The 21,289-nt window shown below is 60.5% G+C and carries 18 protein-coding genes; 12 read left to right on the forward strand and 6 right to left on the reverse strand.

Features of this window, described 5'->3' with window-relative positions; genetic code table 11:
- Position 1: 1 nt before the first annotated feature.
- The 4 genes from hslU to argS form a co-directional block, all read right to left on the reverse strand.
- Complete coding sequence (gene hslU, locus QOM10_RS01960) at positions 2–1,339, reverse strand: ATP-dependent protease ATPase subunit HslU (protein ID WP_316917492.1); 1,338 nt, start codon at positions 1,337–1,339, stop codon at positions 2–4.
- A 54-nt stretch (positions 1,340–1,393) separates the two neighbouring features.
- Entirely contained in the window at positions 1,394–1,924 is a 531-nt protein-coding gene (gene hslV, locus QOM10_RS01965) for an ATP-dependent protease subunit HslV (protein WP_016984593.1), read from the reverse strand.
- A 233-nt stretch (positions 1,925–2,157) separates the two neighbouring features.
- On the reverse strand, positions 2,158–2,874 hold the full coding sequence (locus QOM10_RS01970; RefSeq protein ID WP_007909385.1) for an SPOR domain-containing protein: 717 nt from the start codon (positions 2,872–2,874) through the stop codon (positions 2,158–2,160).
- A 1-nt stretch (position 2,875) separates the two neighbouring features.
- Positions 2,876–4,612 (reverse strand): arginine--tRNA ligase, encoded by a 1,737-nt coding sequence (argS, locus tag QOM10_RS01975; RefSeq protein WP_316917493.1) that lies wholly within the window; start codon positions 4,610–4,612, stop codon positions 2,876–2,878.
- Here argS and QOM10_RS01980 point away from each other — a divergent pair.
- On the forward strand, positions 4,611–4,733 hold the full coding sequence (locus tag QOM10_RS01980) for a hypothetical protein (RefSeq protein ID WP_256579857.1): 123 nt from the start codon (positions 4,611–4,613) through the stop codon (positions 4,731–4,733). The two genes, argS and QOM10_RS01980, sit on opposite strands and share 2 nt — an antisense overlap.
- Before the next feature lie 93 nt (positions 4,734–4,826).
- On the opposite strand, the gene QOM10_RS01985 is transcribed toward QOM10_RS01980, so the two are convergent.
- Entirely contained in the window at positions 4,827–7,046 is a 2,220-nt protein-coding gene (locus QOM10_RS01985) for a primosomal protein N' (protein ID WP_316917494.1), read from the reverse strand.
- Between the two features lie 287 nt (positions 7,047–7,333).
- Here QOM10_RS01985 and rpmE point away from each other — a divergent pair, with 287 nt between their 5' ends.
- The 3 genes from rpmE to QOM10_RS02000 all read left to right on the forward strand — a co-directional run bounded on the left by rpmE (position 7,334) and on the right by QOM10_RS02000 (position 9,828).
- Complete coding sequence (gene rpmE / locus QOM10_RS01990) at positions 7,334–7,561, forward strand: 50S ribosomal protein L31 (protein WP_016984589.1); 228 nt, start codon at positions 7,334–7,336, stop codon at positions 7,559–7,561.
- A 14-nt stretch (positions 7,562–7,575) separates the two neighbouring features.
- Positions 7,576–8,376, forward strand: coding sequence for a thermonuclease family protein (locus QOM10_RS01995; protein WP_150750289.1), 801 nt, complete (start codon positions 7,576–7,578; stop codon positions 8,374–8,376).
- A gap of 183 nt (positions 8,377–8,559) precedes the next feature.
- Positions 8,560–9,828 (forward strand): malic enzyme-like NAD(P)-binding protein, encoded by a 1,269-nt coding sequence (locus QOM10_RS02000; RefSeq protein WP_064117089.1) that lies wholly within the window; start codon positions 8,560–8,562, stop codon positions 9,826–9,828.
- Positions 9,829–10,150: 322 nt separating this feature from the next.
- On the opposite strand, the gene QOM10_RS02005 is transcribed toward QOM10_RS02000, so the two are convergent.
- Entirely contained in the window at positions 10,151–12,595 is a 2,445-nt protein-coding gene (locus QOM10_RS02005) for a penicillin-binding protein 1A (protein ID WP_410479216.1), read from the reverse strand.
- Between the two features lie 219 nt (positions 12,596–12,814).
- Here QOM10_RS02005 and QOM10_RS02010 point away from each other — a divergent pair, with 219 nt between their 5' ends.
- The 8 genes from QOM10_RS02010 (at position 12,815) to QOM10_RS02045 (ending at position 21,048) form a co-directional block, all read left to right on the forward strand.
- Positions 12,815–13,879 (forward strand): pilus assembly protein PilM, encoded by a 1,065-nt coding sequence (locus QOM10_RS02010; protein ID WP_127925526.1) that lies wholly within the window; start codon positions 12,815–12,817, stop codon positions 13,877–13,879.
- Entirely contained in the window at positions 13,879–14,445 is a 567-nt protein-coding gene (locus QOM10_RS02015; RefSeq protein ID WP_316917496.1) for a PilN domain-containing protein, read from the forward strand. The genes QOM10_RS02010 and QOM10_RS02015 overlap by 1 nt, the downstream gene beginning before the upstream one ends.
- Positions 14,442–15,065, forward strand: a complete 624-nt coding sequence (gene pilO / locus QOM10_RS02020) for a type 4a pilus biogenesis protein PilO (protein ID WP_316917497.1) — start codon at positions 14,442–14,444, stop codon at positions 15,063–15,065. The genes QOM10_RS02015 and pilO overlap by 4 nt, the downstream gene beginning before the upstream one ends.
- Positions 15,062–15,589 (forward strand): pilus assembly protein PilP, encoded by a 528-nt coding sequence (locus tag QOM10_RS02025; protein ID WP_127925529.1) that lies wholly within the window; start codon positions 15,062–15,064, stop codon positions 15,587–15,589. Before pilO ends, QOM10_RS02025 begins: the two co-directional genes overlap by 4 nt.
- A 13-nt stretch (positions 15,590–15,602) precedes the next feature.
- A complete protein-coding gene (gene pilQ / locus QOM10_RS02030; RefSeq protein WP_127925530.1) occupies positions 15,603–17,675 on the forward strand; it encodes a type IV pilus secretin PilQ in 2,073 nt (690 codons plus the stop codon).
- A gap of 4 nt (positions 17,676–17,679) precedes the next feature.
- A complete protein-coding gene (aroK, locus tag QOM10_RS02035) occupies positions 17,680–18,198 on the forward strand; it encodes a shikimate kinase AroK (protein ID WP_045122915.1) in 519 nt (172 codons plus the stop codon).
- Positions 18,199–18,350: 152 nt separating this feature from the next.
- Positions 18,351–19,451, forward strand: coding sequence for a 3-dehydroquinate synthase (aroB, locus tag QOM10_RS02040; RefSeq protein ID WP_160037936.1), 1,101 nt, complete (start codon positions 18,351–18,353; stop codon positions 19,449–19,451).
- A 10-nt stretch (positions 19,452–19,461) separates the two neighbouring features.
- On the forward strand, positions 19,462–21,048 hold the full coding sequence (locus QOM10_RS02045; protein ID WP_316917498.1) for an AAA family ATPase: 1,587 nt from the start codon (positions 19,462–19,464) through the stop codon (positions 21,046–21,048).
- Positions 21,049–21,289 lie beyond the last annotated feature (241 nt).

The raw sequence follows: 21,289 nt of genomic DNA on the forward strand, positions 1-21,289 counted from the left end.
CTTACAGGATATAACGTGACAGGTCTTCGTTCTGCGCCAATTCGCCGAGGTGGCTGTTGACGTATTCGGCGTCGATCAGAATCGGCTTCTCATCGTGCGTGCTGGCCAGATCGCCTGCGCTGAACGACACCTCTTCCAGCAGACGCTCAAGCAGCGTGTGCAGACGACGGGCACCGATGTTCTCGGTCTTCTCGTTGACCTGCCAGGCGATCTCCGCCAGACGCTTGATGCCTTCGGGCTGGAACTGGATGTTCAGGCCTTCGGTCTTCAGCAACGCGCAATATTGCTCGGTGAGCGAGGCGTGCGGTTCGCTGAGGATGCGTTCGAAGTCTCCCGGGCTCAGCGCCTTGAGTTCGACGCGGATCGGCAGACGGCCTTGCAGCTCAGGCACCAGATCGCTCGGCTTGCTCAAGTGGAAAGCACCAGAGGCGATGAACAGGATGTGGTCAGTCTTGACCATGCCCAGTTTGGTGTTGACGGTGCAGCCTTCGATCAGCGGCAGCAGGTCGCGCTGTACGCCTTCACGGGAGACATCGGCGCCGCCGACGTTGCCACGCTTGGCGACTTTGTCGATCTCGTCGATGAACACGATACCGTGCTGCTCAACCGCTTCCAGCGCTTTCGCCTTCAGCTCTTCTTCATTGACCAGACGCCCGGCTTCTTCGTCGCGCACCAGCTTCAGCGCTTCTTTGACCTTGAGCTTGCGGGCTTTCTTTTTTCCCTTGCCCATGTTGGCAAACAGCGACTGCAGCTGGTTGGTCATCTCTTCCATGCCGGGCGGCGTGGCGATTTCGATGCCGGCGACTTCGGCGACTTCGATTTCGATTTCCTTGTCGTCCAGCTGACCTTCGCGCAGGCGCTTGCGGAACAGCTGGCGAGTGTTGGAATCGCTGCTTGGCGCTTCTTCATTGCTGAAGCCCATGCGGGCCGGCGGCAGCAGTGCGTCGAGGATACGATCCTCGGCGGCGTCTTCGGCGCGATGGCGCACGCGGGTCATTTCCTGCTCGCGAAGCATCTTGATCGCGGCGTCGGCCAGATCACGGATGATCGATTCGACGTCACGGCCAACGTAGCCGACTTCGGTGAACTTGGTCGCTTCGACTTTGATGAACGGCGCGTTGGCCAGTTTCGCCAGACGACGGGCGATTTCGGTTTTACCGACACCGGTCGGGCCGATCATCAGGATGTTCTTCGGGGTCACTTCAACGCGCAGCTCTTCAGGCAGCTGCATGCGGCGCCAGCGGTTGCGCAGGGCAATCGCGACGGCGCGCTTGGCATCGTCCTGGCCGATGATGTGGCGGTTGAGTTCGTGGACGATTTCGCGGGGAGTCATGGACATAGTAATTGACGGTCCTCAAGCAGAAACAAGCCGTGGCACAAGGCCGCGTCAGGCTTATTCAGCGAGATCCTGCTCCTCAATGGTCTGAGTGTGGTTGGTGAATACACAGATGTCGCCGGCGATGCCGAGGGCGGTTTCGACGATTTCGCGGGCCGACAGGTCGGTCTTTTTCAGCAGGGCGCTGGCCGCGGCTTGCGCATAGCCGCCGCCGGAACCCATGGCGATCAGGCCATCTTCAGGTTCGACCACGTCACCGTTGCCGGTGATGATCAGCGAAGCGTCTTTGTTGGCGACCGCGAGCATGGCTTCGAGGCGGCTCAGGGAGCGGTCGGTGCGCCATTCTTTGGCGAGTTCGACAGCGGCGCGCACCAGGTGGCCCTGATGTTTTTCAAGCTGGCCTTCGAAACGTTCGAAGAGGGTAAAGGCGTCAGCGGTGGCACCGGCAAAACCGGCGATGACCTGGCCGTGGTACAGGCGACGGACTTTTTTCGCGTTGCCTTTCATCACGGTATTGCCGAGAGAAACCTGGCCGTCGCCGCCCATGACGACTTTGCCGTGACGGCGGACTGAAACGATGGTGGTCAAGGGAAGAGTCTCCACACAGCGGGGCGAAAGTGCCTTATGCCCATTCATATGGGGGTGCTGGAGAGGATTTCAACCGTAGCACAGGAGATGGGACGAGCGGTGTCTTGTATTTTGATCGTTCCCACGCTCTGCGTGGGAATGCAGCCCGGGACGCTCCGCGTCCCTTCACTGCTGGGACGCAGAGCGTCCCTTGAGGCGTTCCCACGCAGAGCGTGGGAACGATCGGCCGAGCGTCAGCGGCTCTGGCGTTGTTGTAACAACAGGTTGCTGAAGCCGGCGCCGGCCAGTTGTTTCTGTGCGGTGGTCAGCTGTTCACGGTTGCTGAACGGGCCGACCAATACGCGGTACCAGGTTTCATCCTTCACTGTGCCGGATTCAACCGCTACCGCCTGACCGAGCAGAATGATCTGCGCGCGGACCTTGTCGGCATCGGTTTCCTTGCGGAACGAACCCGCCTGCAAGAAGAACTTGGTGACCGGCGCCGCCTTGCTCACCGGTGGCGCTGGCGGTGGGGTAATCCCGGCCAGTGCTGCCTGCGCGCGCGCCGTGTCGATCTTCGCCGCTTCCGCCGGGGTCACCGGCGTGGTCGGGATGGCCGGCACTTGTGGCGTCGGCAAAGTCTTCTCCGGCACGGCGTCCGGCGGCACGATCACTTCCGATTCCGGCAGCAAGGTGTAGAAGTCGTACTTCGGCTTCACCGGTTGCGTCGGGCTCGGCGGGGTCTTGTTGGCCTCGGCGATCTTCGACGCTTTCTGCTGTTGTGCCTGTTCGACCTTCTCGCGCTTGACCGTATCGCTGCCCTTGCCCGGCTCGAGCTTCATCAGAAATACGATGAACGCGCCGACCGTGAGGCCGATGGCCATCCACAGCCAGCCCGGAATCGGTTGCTTCGCAGGAGCTTGGTAACGGCTGGCGCCACGCTTGGGTGCAGGTTTTTTCTTGGCGGCCAACTTACATACGCTCCAGAGTTTCCAGACCCAACAGCTCCAGGCCTTGCTTGAGGGTGCGACCGGTCAGCGCGGCCAGGCGCAGACGGCTCTGCATCTGGGCCGGGGTTTCGGCAGCGAGGATCGGGCAGTTCTCGTAGAAGCTGGAGAACAGACCGGCAACGTCGTACAGGTAGGTGCAGAGAATGTGCGGCGTGCCTTTGTCGGACACGTTGTTCAGCACTTCGCCGAACTGCGCCAGTTTCGCCGCCAGCTCTAGTTCGTGTTCCGCCTCGAGCACGATTTGGCCATCGACTTCGCTGAAGTCCTTGCCCAATTTGCGGAACACACCGGCCACACGGGTGTAGGCGAATAGCAGGTACGGCGCGCTGTTGCCTTCGAAATTCAGCATCAGGTCGAAGTTGAAGCTGTAGTCGCTGGTGCGGTGCTTCGACAGGTCGGCGTACTTCACCGCGCCGATGCCGACGACTTTGGCGATGTTGCGCAGCTCGTCTTCGGCCAGCTCCGGGTTTTTCTCTTTCACCAGGCTGTAGGCGCGTTCCTGCGCTTCGGTCAGCAGGTCGATCAGCTTCACGGTGCCGCCGTCACGGGTCTTGAACGGACGGCCATCGGCGCCGTTCATGGTGCCGAAGCCCATGTGTTCCATCTCCATCGGATGGGTGACGAAACCGGCCTTGCGCGCCACGGCGAACACTTGCTGGAAGTGCAGAGCCTGACGCTGATCGACAAAGTACAACGCGCGATCGGCTTTCAGCTTGCCGCTGCGGTAGCGCACGGCGGCCAGGTCGGTGGTGGCGTACAGGTAACCGCCGTCAGCCTTGACGATGATCACCGGCAGCGGGTCGCCGTCGGCGTTCTTGAACTCGTCGAGGAACACGCACTGCGCGCCGTTGCTTTCGACCAGCATGCCGGCAGCTTTCAGATCGTTGACCACGTTGATCAGGTCGTCGTTGTAGGCGCTTTCGCCCATCACGTCGGCCATGGTCAGTTTGACGTTGAGCAGTTCGTAGATCTTCTGGCAGTGCGACAGCGAGATGTCCTTGAACTTGGTCCACAGCGCCAGGCACTCGGCATCGCCCGCCTGCAGCTTGACCACCAGACCACGGGCGCGGTCAGCAAACTCTGCGGATTCGTCGAAGCGCTGCTTGGCGGCGCGGTAGAAGTTTTCCAGGTCGGACAGCTCGTCGCTGGTGATCGGGTTTTCCTGCAGGTACGCCATCAGCATGCCGAACTGGGTGCCCCAGTCGCCAACATGGTTCTGACGGATCACTTCGTCGCCGAGGAATTCCAGTACGCGGGCCACGCCGTCGCCAATGATGGTCGAGCGCAAGTGGCCAACGTGCATCTCTTTGGCCAGGTTCGGCGCCGACAGGTCGACCACGGTGCGCTGCGCCGGGCCAGCCTTGCGTACGCCGACGTGGGCATCAGCCAAGGCAGCGTCGAGACGCGAGGCCAGCGCCTGGGTGTTCTGGAAGAAGTTGATGAAGCCTGGGCCAGCGATTTCGGCCTTGGTGACGTTTTCGTCAGCCGGCAGTGCGGCGATGATTTTTTCCGCCAGATCGCGCGGTTTCATGCCCGCAGGCTTGGCCAGCATCATCGCGATGTTGCTGGCGAAGTCGCCGTGGGTCTTGTCGCGGGCGTTCTCCACCTGAATCGCCGGCGTCAGGCCTTCAGGCAACACACCTTCGTTGACGAGTTGGGTGAGGGCTTGTTGGATCAGCTGGCGAATGGTGTCTTTCATGGTCTTCTCTTTCGACCGCAAGCGCGGCGGGCGCATCGATGCGCGGGTGGAAAAACTGGGCATTATCCGTTGCGAAGACGGGCTTGCCAACCTTAGCAGGCAGCTTATGGATATGTGGTGACATTCAGATCAAAAGATCGCAGCCTTCGGCAGCTCCTACACGGGGATACGCATTTTCCTGTAGTAGCTGCCGAAGGCTGCGATCTTTTGATCTTCAATACAAATCGACGGGATCGACATCCAGCGACCAGCGCACCGCCCGCCCGCTCGGCATCTGCTCCAGCACCAGCAACCAGCTCGCCAGTAACCGGTGCAACGGTGCCCGCGCCGTTGCCTGCAACAAAAGTTGCGCGCGATAGCGTCCGGCGCGGCGTTCCATAGGTGCCGGCACTGGCCCGAGCAGTTCAATCCCGCTCAGATTCTGTTCTGCCAACAAGCGCTCGGCCTCGCTGCACGCCTCATCGAGAAAGCCTTCCGCCTGTCCCGGCTTGTGCGCTTCGGCACGCAACAACGCCAGGTGCGCAAACGGCGGTAACCCGGCAGCCCGGCGCTCGCTCAAGGCCTGCTCGGCAAAGGCGAAATAACCCTGCTCGGTGAGTTGCACCAATAAAGGATGGTCGGCGAGGTGCGTCTGAATGATCACCTTGCCCGGCTCTTCTGCTCGCCCGGCACGCCCGGCCACCTGCACGATCAACTGCGCCATGCGCTCGCTGGCGCGGAAGTCACCGGAGAACAAACCGCCGTCAGCATCGAGGATCGACACCAGGGTCACCCGTGGAAAGTGATGCCCCTTGGCCAACATCTGCGTGCCGACCAGAATGCACGGCTGACCTTTCTGAATTGTCGCGAACAACTGATTCATCGCGTCTTTGCGTGACGTGCTGTCGCGGTCGACCCGTAGCACCGGGTAATCGGGGAACAGAATCGCCAGTCGCTCTTCGGCGCGTTCGGTGCCCGCGCCCACGGGGCGCAAATCAACCTTGTTGCACTTCGGACACTGGCGCGGTGTGCGCTCGACGTAGCCACAGTGATGGCAACGCAGTTCGCCGTAGCGCTGGTGCACAGTCATCCGCGCATCGCAGCGCGAACACTCGGACATCCAGCCGCAGTCGTGGCAGAGCAACGTCGGTGCGAAACCGCGACGGTTGAGGAACACCAGCACCTGTTGGCCATTGGCGAGGGTCTGGCCGATGGCTTGTTGCATCGGCCCGGAAATACCGCTGTCCAGTGGACGGCTTTTTACGTCCAGACGCAGGAAACGTGGTTGCTTGGCACCGCCGGCACGCTCATTCAGGCGTAGGAGGCCATAACGACCGGTGTAGGCGTTGTGCAGGCTTTCCAGCGATGGCGTCGCGGAGCCCAGCACAATCGGGATGTTTTCCTGCCGTGCACGCACCAGTGCCAGATCGCGGGCGTGGTAGCGCAAACCTTCCTGCTGTTTATAAGAGCCGTCGTGCTCTTCATCGATGATGATCAGTCCGGGGTTTTTCATCGGCGTGAACAGCGCCGAGCGGGTACCGATAATGATGTCGGCCTCGCCATCGCGCGCTGCGAGCCAGGCATCGAGGCGCTCGCGGTCATTGACCGCCGAGTGCAGCAGGGCGATGCGCGCATTGAAACGCTGCTCGAAGCGCGCCAGGGTCTGCGGGCCGAGGTTGATCTCCGGGATCAGTACCAAGGCCTGCTTGCCGGCTTCGAGGGTTTCACGGATCAGTTGCAAATAGACTTCGGTCTTGCCGCTGCCGGTGACGCCGGCCAGCAGGAACGCGTGATAGCTGTCGAAACCGGCGCGGATCGCCTCGTATGCGGCGCGCTGTTCGGTGTTGAGCGGTAATTCCGGTTGCGCCAGCCAGTGCTCATGGCGCGCGCCGGGTGCGTGGCGGCGGATTTCCACTTGCACCAGACCTTTGGCCAGCAGTAGATCGAGACTGTCTTTGCTCAACATCAGTTTGCTCAGCAGCTGATGGGCGACGCCGTGCGGGTGCTGGGCCAGCGTCGCGAGTGCTTCGCGCTGGCGCGGTGCGCGGGCAATGCGCGGGTCATCAAGGCTGGCGCCGGGGACGGCTGACCAGAAGCGCTCTTGCCGAGCCTCGGCCAGTTCGCCCTGGCGCAACAGCACCGGCAACGCCCAGCTCAAGGTGTCGCCGAGGCTGTGCTGATAATACTGCGACGTCCACAGGCACAGCTTGAACAGCGCCGGTGGCAGCGGCGGCGTGGTATCGAGCAGGGCCAGCGCCGGTTTGAGTTTCTCCACCGGCACTTCGCTGGTGTCCGTGACCTCGACCAGAATGCCAATCATCTCGCGCCGGCCGAACGGCACCCGCAGGCGCATGCCCGGCTGCAATTGCTCGCGCAGCACACCGGCCGGCGCCCGATAGTCGAACAGGCGGCGCAAGGGTGAAGGCAAGGCGAGGCGCAGAATGGCGTCGGGCACGCGGGGGGATCTCTATCAACAGGCGGGAGGGCTAGGCACATAACCTTGTAGGAGTGAGCCTGCTCGCGATAGCGGTCTGTCATTCAACATTTATGTCGTCTGAAATACCGCTATCGCGAGCAGGCTCACTCCTACAAGGGAATCGCGTATTGGGCCGGGAGCCTAGCAGACGGTCGGTCTCGGTGACAGCTTGCGTGTTTGAAAAGGTCTGGTAGAATCCGCGGCCTAATTACGTGCGGTATTCAACAATAGTGTTGGGTGGCGGCACGCTAGCTGAGGAAGACACCATGAAAGCTGATATTCACCCGAATTACCCAGTCATCGCTGTTACCTGCAGCTGTGGCAACAAGTTCGAAACTCGTTCGACTTTCGGCAAAGCTCTGCCAATCGACGTTTGCAACGAATGCCACCCGTTCTACACCGGTAAGCAGAAGACTCTGGACACTGGCGGCCGCGTTCAGCGCTTCGCAGACCGTTTCGGTGCTTTCGGCAAGAAACCTGCTGCTGCAGAGTAAGGTTGAAGAGCCCGGTGGGCTTTTCCTCGTTGCTGAAAAAGGCGTCCCTCGCGGGCGCCTTTTTTGTGTCTGCGATTTGGCTATCCGGCGCGCAGGCCTTCTGCCCGGCGCCTGCGGGACTGGCCAGCGTCACGGTGCAGCGCGTGGTCGATGGCGACACGCTGCGCTTGAGCGACGGTCGCAGCGTACGCATGATCGGCCTCAACACGCCTGAGCTGGGCAAGCAGGGCCGTGGCGATGAACCCTTCGCCGTGGCGGCGCGAAAACGCCTGCAAGCGCTGATCGATGCCAGCGGCGGACGTGTCGGTTTGCGCCCCGGCAAGCAAGCCAAAGACCATTACGGGCGTACGCTCGCGCATATTTACAGCGCCAGCGGCGCCAATCTCGAAGCACAAATGCTCGCCGATGGCCTCGGTTTCCAGGTCGCGGTGGCGCCGAATGTCGATCTTGTTGTCTGTCAGCAAGCCGCCGAACGCAGCGCGCGAAACACCGGGCTGGGCCTTTGGCGGCAGTCGCCTGTACTGAAAGCGGAGCAGATCCAGCGCTCGGGTTTCGCCGTGATCAGTGGGCGTGTGAGCAAGGTTCAGCGCAATCGCGGCGGAATCTGGATCGAGTTGCAGGATGCGCTTGTATTGCGCGTTGCACCCAATCTGGTCGGACAATTCGACAATGCCCGTTTGCAGGCGCTGAAAGGCAAGCAGATCGAGGCTCGCGGCTGGATCGTTGATCGTTCCCGGCGCGGTGGATTGCAATCCGGTCAGTCGCGCTGGCTACTTCCGTTGACGGATCCTGCGATGTTGCAAACGCCGCGCTGAAGAAAAATTGTAGACATTTTTTCTGTCGATTGTGAACAGTCCAGCCCTTGTGCGCCGTGGCTCTTGGCCCAAAGTCGTAGGGCAGGGCGCTTGACAGGGGTGACCGCTCAGTCTTGTGGGGACTTTGCGAGGCGCGTATCCTCGCTGACCAGTCTGTCCAACAGTAAAAAGCGGAATGCCAAAATGTCTGATCTGAAAACTGCCGCTCTCGAATATCATGCCAATCCTCGTCCAGGGAAGCTAAGTGTCGAGCTCACCAAGGCCACTGCTACCGCTCGCGACTTGTCGCTGGCCTACAGCCCCGGCGTAGCTGAACCAGTGCGTGAGATCGCTCGCGATCCTGAACTGGCCTACAAATACACCGGCAAGGGCAACCTGGTTGCAGTCATTTCCGATGGCACCGCGATTCTCGGTCTGGGCAACCTCGGCCCATTGGCCTCCAAGCCAGTGATGGAAGGTAAAGGCGTACTGTTCAAGCGCTTCGCCGGCATCGACGTTTTCGACATCGAAGTCGACTCCGAAAGCCCGCAAGCCTTCATCGACACGGTAAAACGCATCTCCATCACCTTCGGTGGTATCAACCTGGAAGACATCAAGGCGCCAGAGTGCTTTGAGATCGAACGTGCTCTGATCGAGCAGTGCGACATTCCGGTATTCCACGATGACCAGCACGGCACCGCGATCGTGACCGCTGCGGGCATGATCAACGCCCTCGAAATCGCTGGCAAAACCCTGCCAGAAGCGAAAATCGTCTGCCTGGGCGCCGGCGCTGCTGCCATCTCCTGCATGAAATTGCTGGTGAGCATGGGCGCACGCATCGAAAACATCTTCATGGTTGACCGTACCGGCGTGATCCACTCCGGCCGTGACGACCTGAACCAGTACAAAGCAGTATTCGCTCACGCAACCGACAAGCGCAGCCTGGCTGACGCACTGGCAGGCGCTGACGTGTTCGTGGGTCTGTCCGGCCCGAACCTGCTGAGCGCTGAAGGCCTGCTGTCGATGGCGGCCAACCCGATCGTGTTCGCCTGCTCGAACCCGGACCCGGAAATCTCCCCGGAACTGGCGCACGCCACCCGTAGCGACGTGATCATGGCCACCGGCCGTTCGGACTACCCGAACCAGGTCAACAACGTACTGGGCTTCCCGTTCATCTTCCGTGGTGCCCTGGACGTTCGCGCCAAGCGCATCAACGAAGAAATGAAAGTGGCTGCGGCCAACGCCCTGCGTGAACTGGCCAAGCTGCCGGTTCCTCAGGACGTGTGCGATGCCTACGGTGGCGCGCCGCTGGAATTCGGTCGTGAGTACATTATTCCGAAGCCAATGGACAAACGCCTGATCACCCTGATCTCCGACGCTGTGGCCAAAGCCGCAATCGAGACCGGTGTGGCGACCCTGCCGTATCCGAAGAACTACCCGCTGAAAAGCGTGGATGACGTGTTCAACGGCTAAGTCGTTGTAGCGCTTCAACCAAAAGCCCCGGCTCGTGAGAGTCGGGGCTTTTTATTGCCCGAAGATCAAGAGCCCCCTCACCCTAACCCTCTCCCTGAGGGAGAGGGGACTGACCGTGGAAGATTCGCGAGATACACCGACCTGAAAGTGCATTAGCGCCTATGGATTCAACACAGCACGTTCAGGTCGGCATCACTCACCAGCATCCCCCAATCAGTCCCCTCTCCCTCCGGGAGAGGGCTAGGGTGAGGGGGCTCTTGATCCTCAGGCAATAAAAAGCCCCGCACTTCAACCGAAGGCGGGGCTTTTCAATACCGCTGGATCAGAACAAATCGATCGGCGCCTGCTCATCCGCCGGCAGCGGGCTGCCCGGCGCAGTGCCGTTGCCCAGTTCATTCACCGACGGTGGTGTGTCTTCAGATTTGAACAGTTCGAAGTACGCGCCCGGTGTGCTTGGTGTCGCCGCACGACCACTGACCGGATCCACGCGCAGGCTCAGCAAACCTTCCGGCTCAGGCTGAACATGCGGCGGCTTGTCCTTCAGCGCGGCCGACATGTAGTTCATCCAGATCGGCAGCGCCACGGTGCCACCGAACTCGCGACGACCGAGACTCTCCGGCTGGTCGAAGCCGGTCCACACCGTGGTCACGTAATCGGCGTTGTAACCGGAGAACCACGCGTCTTTCGATTCGTTGGTGGTACCGGTTTTACCGGCGATATCGCTGCGGCCCATGGCCAGCGCACGGCGACCAGTGCCGAGCTTGATCACGTCCTGCAACATGCTGTTGAGGATGTACGTGGTGCGACCATCGACAATTCGCTCAGCCACTGCCGGCGTTTGTGGCACGGCTGCGTTGCCCGGCGCTTCACCCGGAACCGGCGCGGCATTGACCGTGAACGATTGAGTCTCCGGCGCTGCAATGCCGTCCGTCGCCGAACCACCCTGAGGCACGGTCGGCGGGTTGGCGACGAACAGCGTGTCGCCGTTGCGGCTTTCGATCTTGTCGATGATGTACGGGGTGATCTTGTAGCCGCCGTTGGCGAACGTGCTCCAACCGGTGGCGATCTCCATCGGCGTCAGCGTTGCGGTGCCCAGCGCCAGCGACAGGTTCGGCGGCAGATCCTGCTTGTTGAAGCCGAAACGGGTGATGTAGTCGATGGTCTTGCCCACGCCCATCGCTTGCAGCAAGCGGATCGATACAAGGTTACGCGACTTGTACAGCGCCTCACGCAGGCGAATCGGGCCGAGGAAGGTGTTGGTATCGTTTTTCGGACGCCAGACCTTGTCCAGGTACTCGTCGACGAACACGATCGGCGCGTCATTGACCAAGGTGGCGGCGGTATAACCACTGTCCAGCGCAGCGCTGTAGACGAACGGCTTGAAGCTCGAGCCCGGTTGACGCTTGGCCTGCATCGCGCGGTTGTAGTTGCTCTGTTCGAAGGCGAAACCGCCAACCAGCGAGCGAATCGCCCCGTTCTGCGGATCCAGCGAAACCAGCGCACCTTGTGCCTGCGGGATCTGGCTGAACTTCAACGAATTGTCTTTCTGACGCTGCACGCGAACCAGATCGCCGACCTGCGCCACATCCGACGGCTGACGCGGGTTGGCGCCCATGCTGTTGGTGTTGAGGAACGGCCGCGCCCATTTCATGGTGTCCCAGGCAACGTGTTCCTCGCCAGTGCGGGTCAGCACTTGCAGGCCGTTCTTGTCGACCTGGGTAACGATGGCTGGCTCCAGGCTGCTGATCGTGCGCTGTTTGGTCAGTTCGCTGGCCCAGGCCTCGCGGGTTTTGCCCGGCAGGCGCGACTCGGGGCCACGGTAGCCGTGACGCTGGTCGTAGGTCATCAGGCCTTCGTGCAGCGCGGTGTTGGCCATTTCCTGCAGGTTGCTCGGCACCGTGGTGGTGACGCGGAAACCTTCCGTGTAGGCATCGCTGCCATAGCGGCCGACCATTTCGGCGCGGGCCATCTCGGCGATGTACGGTGCATTCACTTCCGGGGTCGGCACGTGATAGCTGGCGTTCAGCGGCTCGTTGATCGCGGCGGTGTAGTCCGCTTCGGTGATCTTGCCGAGCTTGTACATGCGCCCGAGGATCCAGTCGCGACGCTCTTTGCTGCGCGCCGGGTTGGCCAGCGGGTTGAAGCGCGACGGCGCTTTCGGCAGGCCGGCGATCATCGCCATCTGCGCCAGGCTGACATCGCGGATCGACTTGCCGTAATACACCTGCGCCGCTGCTTCGATGCCGTAGGCGCGGTTGCCCAGATAGATCTTGTTCACGTACAGCTCAAGGATTTCGTCCTTGGTCAGCTGCCGCTCGATCTGCAGGGCCAGAAGAATTTCGGTGGTTTTGCGCGAGAAGCTGCGTTCGCTGGTCAGGAAGAAGTTCTTCGCCACCTGCATGGTGATGGTGCTGCCGCCGGACTGAATGTGTCCGCTTTTGACCAATTGGGTCGCGGCGCGCATCAGGCTGCTCGGATCGACGCCGTAGTGGTTGGCGAAATTGTCGTCTTCAGCACTTAGTAACGCATTAATGAAATTGGGTGGAATGTCGGCGAAACGGATCGGAGTCCGGCGCATTTCGCCAAATTCTGCGATCAACTTGTTGTCGCTGGAGTAAACCCGCAATGGAATCTGCAACTGAATGCTTCGCAGAGCCTCCACAGACGGCAAACCCGGACTAAGGTAAAGAAACGCGCCGCTGAGACCTAAAAGCAGTCCGCAGAAAACGGCGACGATGGACCAACCGAAAAATTTCAGCAGACGAATCAAGGCGTTTGGACATCCAGGGCAAAGAATGAATTTGGCGACGGGGTTCCGGCTACACACAGAACAGCCCGCGCTTGCAGTAAAAAGCGGAAAAAAACGCTGGGCATTATAAGCACTTTTCTGCTGGGGGCGTCATTTGCGCTTCTGTCAAGACGGGGTGAAGGAACGCAATGCGTATTACAGAGTCCGTAACTCACGGAAAGTCATAGGGAATTGGTAGTGCTGGGACTCTTCAATAAAAAGGCCAATACGTTACTGGGGATCGACATCAGTTCCACGTCAGTGAAGCTGCTGGAACTGAGCCGTCAGGGTGATCGCTACCGGGTCGAGGCGTACGCGGTCGAGCCATTGCCGGCAAACGCCGTGGTCGAGAAAAACATCGCCGAACTCGAAGGCGTTGGCCAGGCCCTGAGCCGGGTGCTGGTCAAGGCGCGCACCGGGCTCAAGGGCGTGGCAGTCGCAGTGGCCGGTTCGGCGGTGATTACCAAAATCATCGAAATGGACGCCGGGCTGTCCGATGACGAACTGGAAAACCAGCTCAAGATCGAGGCCGACCAATACATTCCCTATCCATTGGACGAAGTTGCCATCGATTTCGAAGTCCAGGGCGTTTCGCCGCGCAACCCTGAACGGGTCAACGTGCTGCTGGCTGCCTGTCGCAAGGAAAACGTCGAAGTCCGTGAAGCGGCGCTGGCACTCGCCGGGCTGACTGCGCGGGTCGTCGATGTCGAAGCCTATGCGCTGGAACGCTCTTTCGGGCTGCTCGCCACGCAACTGGCGGCCACGCAAGAGCGGCTCACTGTCGCCGTCGTCGATATCGGCGCGACCATGACCACCCTCAGCGTTCTGCACAACGGCAAGATCATCTACACCCGCGAGCAATTGTTCGGCGGGCGGCAACTGACCGAAGAAATCCAGCGCCGTTATGGCCTGACCATCGAGCAGGCGGGGCTGGCGAAAAAGCAGGGCGGTCTGCCCGATGATTACATCAGCGAGGTCTTGCAGCCGTTTCGTGAAGCGCTGGTACAGCAAGTGTCGCGCTCGTTGCAGTTCTTCTTCGCCTCCGGGCAATACAACGCGGTCGACCACATTCTGCTGGCCGGCGGTACGGCCTCAGTGCCGGGGCTGGACCGGCTGATCGAGCAGCGCCTGAAGACGCCGACGCAAGTGGCCAATCCGTTTTCCAATATGGCCTTGAGCAGCAAGGTCAATGCCGGAGCGCTGGCCAGCGACGCGCCGGCCCTGATGATCGCCTGCGGGCTCGCGCTCAGGAGTTTCGACTGATGGCGCGGATCAACCTCCTGCCCTGGCGTGAAGAGCGCCGCGAAGAACGGCGCAGACGCTTCCTGCTGGCCTTGATCGGTGTCGTCGTCGGCTCGGTCGGTGCGGTGTTGATTGCCGATCAGGTCATCAGCACCGCCATTGCACGACAAGTGGCGCGCAATGATTACATCGGCAAGCAGATTGCCGTGGTCGACGAACGGATCAAACAGATCAGCGATCTCAAGGCGCGTCGCCAGCAACTGGTCGAACGCATGCGCATCATCCAGGATCTGCAAGGCAACCGGCAGATCAGCGGACGAATCTTCGATCAATTGGCACGCACGCTGCCTGACGGGGTGTATTTCACCGATGTGAAGATGGCCGGCAAAACCCTGTCGATCAGTGGCGCCGCAGAGTCCAACAACCGCGTCTCGGATCTGATGCGCAATCTGGAGGCGTCGGACTGGTTTGATGCGCCAAGTCTCAACGAAGTCAAGGCGACGACCGCCGGCCAAGTGGACCAGACCAACACGTTTGAACTGACCGTACGGCAGACCCAGCCGCAAGCTGTGGAGGACGACCAATGAAACCGTCCGAATGGCTTGAAAGTTTGCGCGACATCGATTTCAACGATCTCGACACCAGCAACATCGGTTCCTGGCCGGCGGCGGTGAAATTTATCGCCGGAGCGCTGTTGATGGTGCTGGTGTTGGCGCTTGGCTATAACTTTTTCATCAGTGACATGGAAAATCAGCTCGACCTCAAACGTGAAGAAGAGATCACCCTCAAAGAACAGTTCGCAAGCAAGGCGCGTCTGTCAGCCAATCTCGAGCTGTACACCCAGCAAATGAAAGAAATGGAAAATACGTTCGGTGTGCTACTGCGGCAGTTGCCCAGTGACACTGAAGTGCCAGGCTTGCTGGAAGACATCACCCGTACCGGTCTGGGCAGCGGCCTGGAGTTCGAAGAAATCAAACTGCTGCCGGAAGTTACTCAGCAGTTCTATATCGAACTACCGATTCAGATCACCGTTACCGGCGCCTATCACGATCTCGCCACCTTCGTCAGTGGCGTGGCCGGGCTACCGCGCATCGTCACCCTGCATGATTTCGAACTCGCTCCGGCCAATAAAGACGGCGGGCCGAAGCTGCGCATGAGCATCCTTGCCAAGACCTACCGGTACAACGACAAGGGGCTGCAGAAATGAGCCCGGTTCGTTGCATCGCGTTGGCGATGACGCTGCTCGCGTTGAACGGTTGTGGTGGCAGTGATGACTTCAGCGATCTCGACGCTTACATGAACGAAGTGCGCCTGCGCCCGGCGGGCAGGATTGAACCAACCCCGACATTCCGGTCTTACCCCACATTCACTTACAGCGCGGCCAACCTGCGCAGTCCGTTCTCGCGCCAGGTGCGCGTTGATCTGGCCGGACAGAAACATGGCTCGCGCAACGTCAAACCCGACCCCAACCGGGTCAAGCAATACCTCGAAGGTTTCAATATCGAGCAGTTCGAGATGGTCGGCACGATCTCCAATGTTTCCGGCTCCTTCGCGCTGTTGCGCGGGGCGGGCGGGGTGCATCGGCTGAAAGTCGGCGATTACCTGGGGCGCAATGACGGTCGCATCGTCGCCATCAGCGCCACCCAGGTCGATGTCGTCGAAATCGTCCCCGACGGCGAAGGCGCCTGGCTGGAGCGTCCGCGCACCATTCCTTTGAAAGAGCACTCATAGTGGAAGTCGAACAATGAACAGGATTTTCTCCACCCTCGGTTTTTCGCTATGGATAGCGCTGATGTCGCCGATGGTACTCGCGGCCAATCTGAAGACGCTGGATGTGGCGGCGTTGCCGGGTGATCGCGTCGAGCTGAAGCTGTCGTTCGACGGCCCACCGCCACAGCCCAAGGGCTACACCACCGAATCACCGGCACGCATCGCCCTCGATTTGCCCGGTGTCGCCAGTCAATTGGCCAGCAAGAACCTTGATCTGGGCAGCGGCAATGCACGCACCGCTACGGTGGTCGAGGCCAAGGATCGCACGCGGCTGATCGTCAGTCTCACGCAACTGGCGCCTTACACCACGCGGGTCGCGGGCAACAATCTGTTCGTGGTGGTTGGGCAGGGCGCGCCGGCGGCAGCGCCACGATCTGCTGTCGTTGCGCCACGCCCTGCGGCTGCAGCGCCGGCCAAGGCAGTTGTGCCGAAAAGCCGGGCTATTCGCGGCGTAGATTTCCAGCGGGGTACGGCAGGTGAAGGCAACGTGGTCATTGACCTCTCCGACCCGACCATCGCTCCGGATATCCAGGAGCATGACGGCAAGATCATCCTCAGCTTTTCCCGCACACAACTCCCGGAAAAGCTGCGGGTACGCCTCGACGTCAAGGATTTCGCCACCCCGGTGCAGTTCGTCAATGCCGGAGTGACCGCTGATCGCACGGTTATTACGGTTGAACCCAGTGGTACTTACGAGTATTCGACTTTCCAGACCGACAACAAACTGACCGTCAGCATCCGCCCGATGACCGTCGATGATCTGCAAAAGCGTAACGCCGATCGTCAGGCTTACGTCGGCGAAAAGCTCTCGCTGAATTTCCAGGACATCGATGTGCGTTCAGTGCTGCAACTGATCGCCGATTTCACCAACCTCAACCTTGTCGCCAGCGACACGGTGCAGGGTGGCATCACCTTGCGCCTGCAGAACGTGCCGTGGGATCAGGCGCTGGATCTGGTGCTGAAAACCAAGGGGCTGGATAAACGCAAGATCGGCAATGTGCTGCTGGTTGCCCCGGCCGATGAAATCGCTGCCCGCGAACGTCAGGAACTGGAGTCGCAGAAACAGATCGCCGAACTGGCACCGCTGCGTCGCGAACTGTTGCAAGTGAACTACGCGAAAGCAGCGGACATCGCCAAGCTGTTCCAGTCGGTGACCAGTGCCGAGGCTAAAATCGACGAGCGCGGTTCGATTACTGTCGATGAGCGGACCAACAACATCATTGCCTATCAGACTCAGGATCGTCTCGACGAACTGCGGCGGATCGTGGCACAGCTGGATATACCGGTACGTCAGGTGATGATCGAGGCGCGGATCGTCGAGGCTAACGTCGATTACGACAAAAGCCTGGGCGTGCGCTGGGGCGGTTCGATCCAGAACAAGGGCAACTGGAACGCCTCCGGGGTCAACGGATCGTCGACCACCATTGGTACTCCCGGCAGCACCAGTACCAACTCGCCGTTCGTCGACATGGGCACCGTCAACAATACTTCAGGAATCGGCATCGCTTTCATCACCGACAACGTCTTGCTCGATCTTGAACTGACGGCCATGGAGAAAACCGGCAACGGCGAAATCGTCTCGCAGCCGAAAGTGGTCACCTCCGACAAGGAGACCGCGAAAATCCTCAAAGGCACCGAGATTCCGTATCAGGAAGCCAGCTCCAGTGGCGCCACGTCGGTGTCGTTCAAGGAGGCCTCGCTGTCGCTGGAAGTCACGCCGCAGATCACCCCCGACAATCGCATCATCATGGAGGTCAAGGTCACCAAGGACGAACCGGATTACCTGAACAAAGTGCAGGATGTACCGCCAATCAAGAAAAACGAGGTCAACGCCAAGGTGCTGGTCAACGACGGCGAAACCATCGTGATTGGGGGCGTTTTCTCAAATACTCAAAGCAAGGTCGTAGATAAGGTGCCATTTCTTGGCGATGTGCCGTATCTTGGCCGCCTTTTCCGGCGTGATGTGGTTTCGGAGAAAAAATCCGAGCTGCTGGTATTTCTCACACCACGTATCATGAATAACCAGGCGATTGCTGTGAGTCGTTGATTCTGTGCGAAATTTGATTCTTGTAGGACCGATGGGCGCTGGCAAAAGCACCATCGGCCGGTTGCTGGCCAAAGAGCTGCGCCTGCCGTTCAAAGATTCCGACAAGGAAATTGAACTGCGCACGGGCGCCAATATCCCGTGGATCTTCGACAAGGAAGGCGAGCCCGGCTTTCGTGACCGTGAGCAGGCGATGATTGCCGAGCTGTGCGCGTTCGACGGCGTGGTGTTGGCGACCGGCGGTGGCGCCGTCATGCGCGATGCCAATCGCAAGGCGCTGTATGAGGGCGGGCGAGTGGTGTATCTGCACGCCTCCGTTGAACAGCAGGTCGGCCGCACGTCGCGCGACCGCAATCGGCCGTTGCTGCGCACCGCCAATCCGGAGAAAACCCTGCGCGACCTGCTGGCGATTCGTGATCCGCTCTATCGGGAAATCGCCGATCTGGTGGTGGAAACCGACGAACGGCCGCCACGCATGGTCGTGCTCGATATTCTCGATCGTCTGGCGCAGCTGCCTCCCCGTTAAAGCATCGCTCGAAATGCGCTATCCTCGGCGTCCTGTCACAGCCCGCCGAGGTTGTGGCGGATGGCGGGCGAGCGGCGTCATACCCGCTATAGGCCGCAGATAACCAATAATTCAGGGCAGGACGCCTGCTTCCATCTTCACTGTGGGGACACATGCAGACACTCAAGGTCGATCTAGGCGAGCGCAGCTACCCGATTCATATTGGCGAAGGTTTGTTGGATCAGCCCGAGTTGCTGGCTCCGCACATCCATGGGCGGCAGGTGGCAATCATCTCCAACGAGACCGTTGCGCCGCTCTATCTCGAACGTCTGACCCGCAGTCTGGCGCAGTTCTCAGTAATCTCCGTGGTGTTGCCGGACGGTGAAGCCTTCAAGAACTGGGAAACCCTGCAACTGATCTTCGACGGTCTGCTGACCGCCCGTCATGACCGCCGCACCACCGTGATCGCCCTCGGCGGCGGTGTGATCGGCGACATGGCCGGTTTCGCCGCTGCCTGCTACCAGCGTGGCGTTGACTTCATCCAGATCCCCACAACATTGCTGTCCCAGGTCGATTCGTCGGTGGGCGGCAAGACCGGCATCAACCATCCGTTGGGCAAGAACATGGTCGGCGCGTTCTATCAGCCGAACGTCGTGCTGATCGATACCGCGTCCCTGAAAACCCTGCCAGAACGCGAGTTGTCCGCCGGTCTGGCCGAGGTCATCAAGTACGGTCTGATCTGCGACGAACCGTTCCTGACCTGGCTCGAAGACAACGTCGATGCCCTGCGTGCGCTGGATCAGAAAGCCCTGACTTATGCCATCGAGCGCTCCTGCGCAGCCAAGGCTGCGGTGGTCGGCGCCGATGAGAAGGAAACCGGCGTACGCGCCACGCTCAACCTCGGCCACACCTTCGGCCACGCCATCGAGACCCACATGGGCTATGGTGTCTGGTTGCACGGGGAGGCGGTCGCCGCTGGCACGGTGATGGCGCTGGACATGTCCGCACGCCTGGGCTGGATCAGTGACGCGGAGCGTGATCGCGGCATTCGGCTGTTCCAGCGTGCCGGTCTGCCGGTGGTGCCGCCGACTGAAATGGCCGAGGCCGATTTTCTTCAACACATGGCAATCGACAAAAAAGTGATCGACGGTCGTCTGCGCCTGGTGCTGCTGCGCCGGATGGGCGAAGCGGTAGTGACCGACGATTATCCGAAAGAGGTTCTACAGGCCACGCTGGGAGCGGATTACCGCGCCCTGGCTCAGCTTAAAGGTTAATAAGATTCCGATGACTAGTTTGCATGCCGACGAGGCGTTCCTCGGCCATTTCCAGTTAAGTCACGACCCGTTCGCGCCACGCGTACCGGGCTTCAAGTTCTTCCCGGCCCAGCGCAAACCGGTGCTGGGTCAATTGCATCATCTGGCGCGTTACAGCCAGTTGCTGCTGGTGGTCACTGGCCCGCAAGGCAGCGGCAAGACGCTGCTGCGTCAGGCGCTGGTCGCCAGCACCAACAAGCAGTCGGTACAGAGCGTGGTGGTTTCCGCCCGTGGCGCCGGCGATGCTGCTGGCGTGCTACGCCAGGTGGCGCAGGCACTGAACGTCGCTCAGGCCGAAGTTGGCGCGATTCTGGATCAGGTGGTGCAACTCGCACTGACCGGTCAGGAAGTCTATCTGCTGGTGGACGACGCCGAGCAGCTCGATGAATCCGCCCTCGAAGCGCTGATGGCGTTGGGTGCCGGCGCACCGGAAGGTCGCCCGCACGTGTTCCTGTTCGGTGAGTCGTCGCTGATCGCGCAGCTTGAGGCTTTGCACCTTGAGGAAGAGCGCTTCCACGTCATCGAATTGCAGCCGTACACCGAAGAAGAGACCCGCGAATATCTCGACCAGCGGCTTGAAGGCGCAGGCCGGGGTGTCGAACTTTTCACCGCAGATCAGATCTCTGATATTCACGAAAGCGCCGAGGGTTGGCCGGGCAATATCAACCAGGTCGCTCGCGATGCTCTGATCGAAGTCATGATTGCCAGCCGCTCTGCGGTCAAGCGTCCAAGTATGGGGTTCAACATGCCGAAGAAACACGTATTGGCGATTTCCGCCGTCGTTGTGGTCGCGGTCGCTGCCGCCTGGCTGATGCCGGGTCGCAACAAGGCGCCGACTACCGGTGCACCGGCCAATGAACAGGCACAGTTGCCGTTGGGCCAGGGCGCAGCCAATGGCGGCGCACCGAACGTCGAGTTCGCTGGTAATACACAGCCGATGCCGTTGCCGCTGGTCGGCAACTCGCAACCGGTGATGCGCGGTCCGTTGGCCGAAGCGGCCGGTGGCATTACCGAAGGCGACGATGGCGTGCCGCTGGAAGGTTCCAGCGATACCCCGCCGACCGTTACTACTTCCGCACCGCCTGCGGGCGTTCCGGCCGGCCCTGCGCCGACACCGGTTCCGTTGCCTGCCGCCAAGCCGGCGCCGACGCAAGTCGCCACCGCCAAGCCTGCTCCGGCAGCGCCTGCAGCGAAACCGGCTCCGGCACCGGCCAAGCCAGTCGCTGCAGCCAAACCGGCCGAGAAGCCGGTGACCGTCGCCAAAGCCGCCGGTGGCAGTTGGTATGCCGGTCAGCCGACCGGCAACTACGTGGTGCAGATCCTTGGCACCAGTTCGGAATCCGCAGCGCAAAACTTCGTCAAAGAGCAGGGCGGCGAGTACCGTTATTTCAAGAAAGTCCTCAACGGCAAGCCTCTCTACGTGATCACCTACGGCAACTTCGCCAATCGTGATGCGGCCGTTTCTGCCATCAAGGCCTTGCCAGCGAAGGTTCAGGCTGGTAAACCTTGGCCTCGCACTGTCGCCAGCGTCCAACAGGAACTGGCAACAACTCGCTGAAGATTCGGCGGCCTTACCCAGGCCGCCTCTCCAAGCACCTCAAAATTTCTACGAGTGCGCGCTTCCTTCCAGGTCGCGTGCCTTGTGGTGTCTGCGTCACAGTAGTCTTTGAGTCGTTGCGGTCAAAATTAAAAAAGTTTTGACTAGCACAGCAGATCGCTTTAAACCTTTCACAAATGCGACATGAATTTGCGACATTTCGTCGTCAAATTTGTGAGCCTCTGTGTCGCTGTGTACAATG

Source organism: Pseudomonas sp. P108 (assembly GCF_032613195.1).
GTDB lineage: Bacteria > Pseudomonadota > Gammaproteobacteria > Pseudomonadales > Pseudomonadaceae > Aquipseudomonas.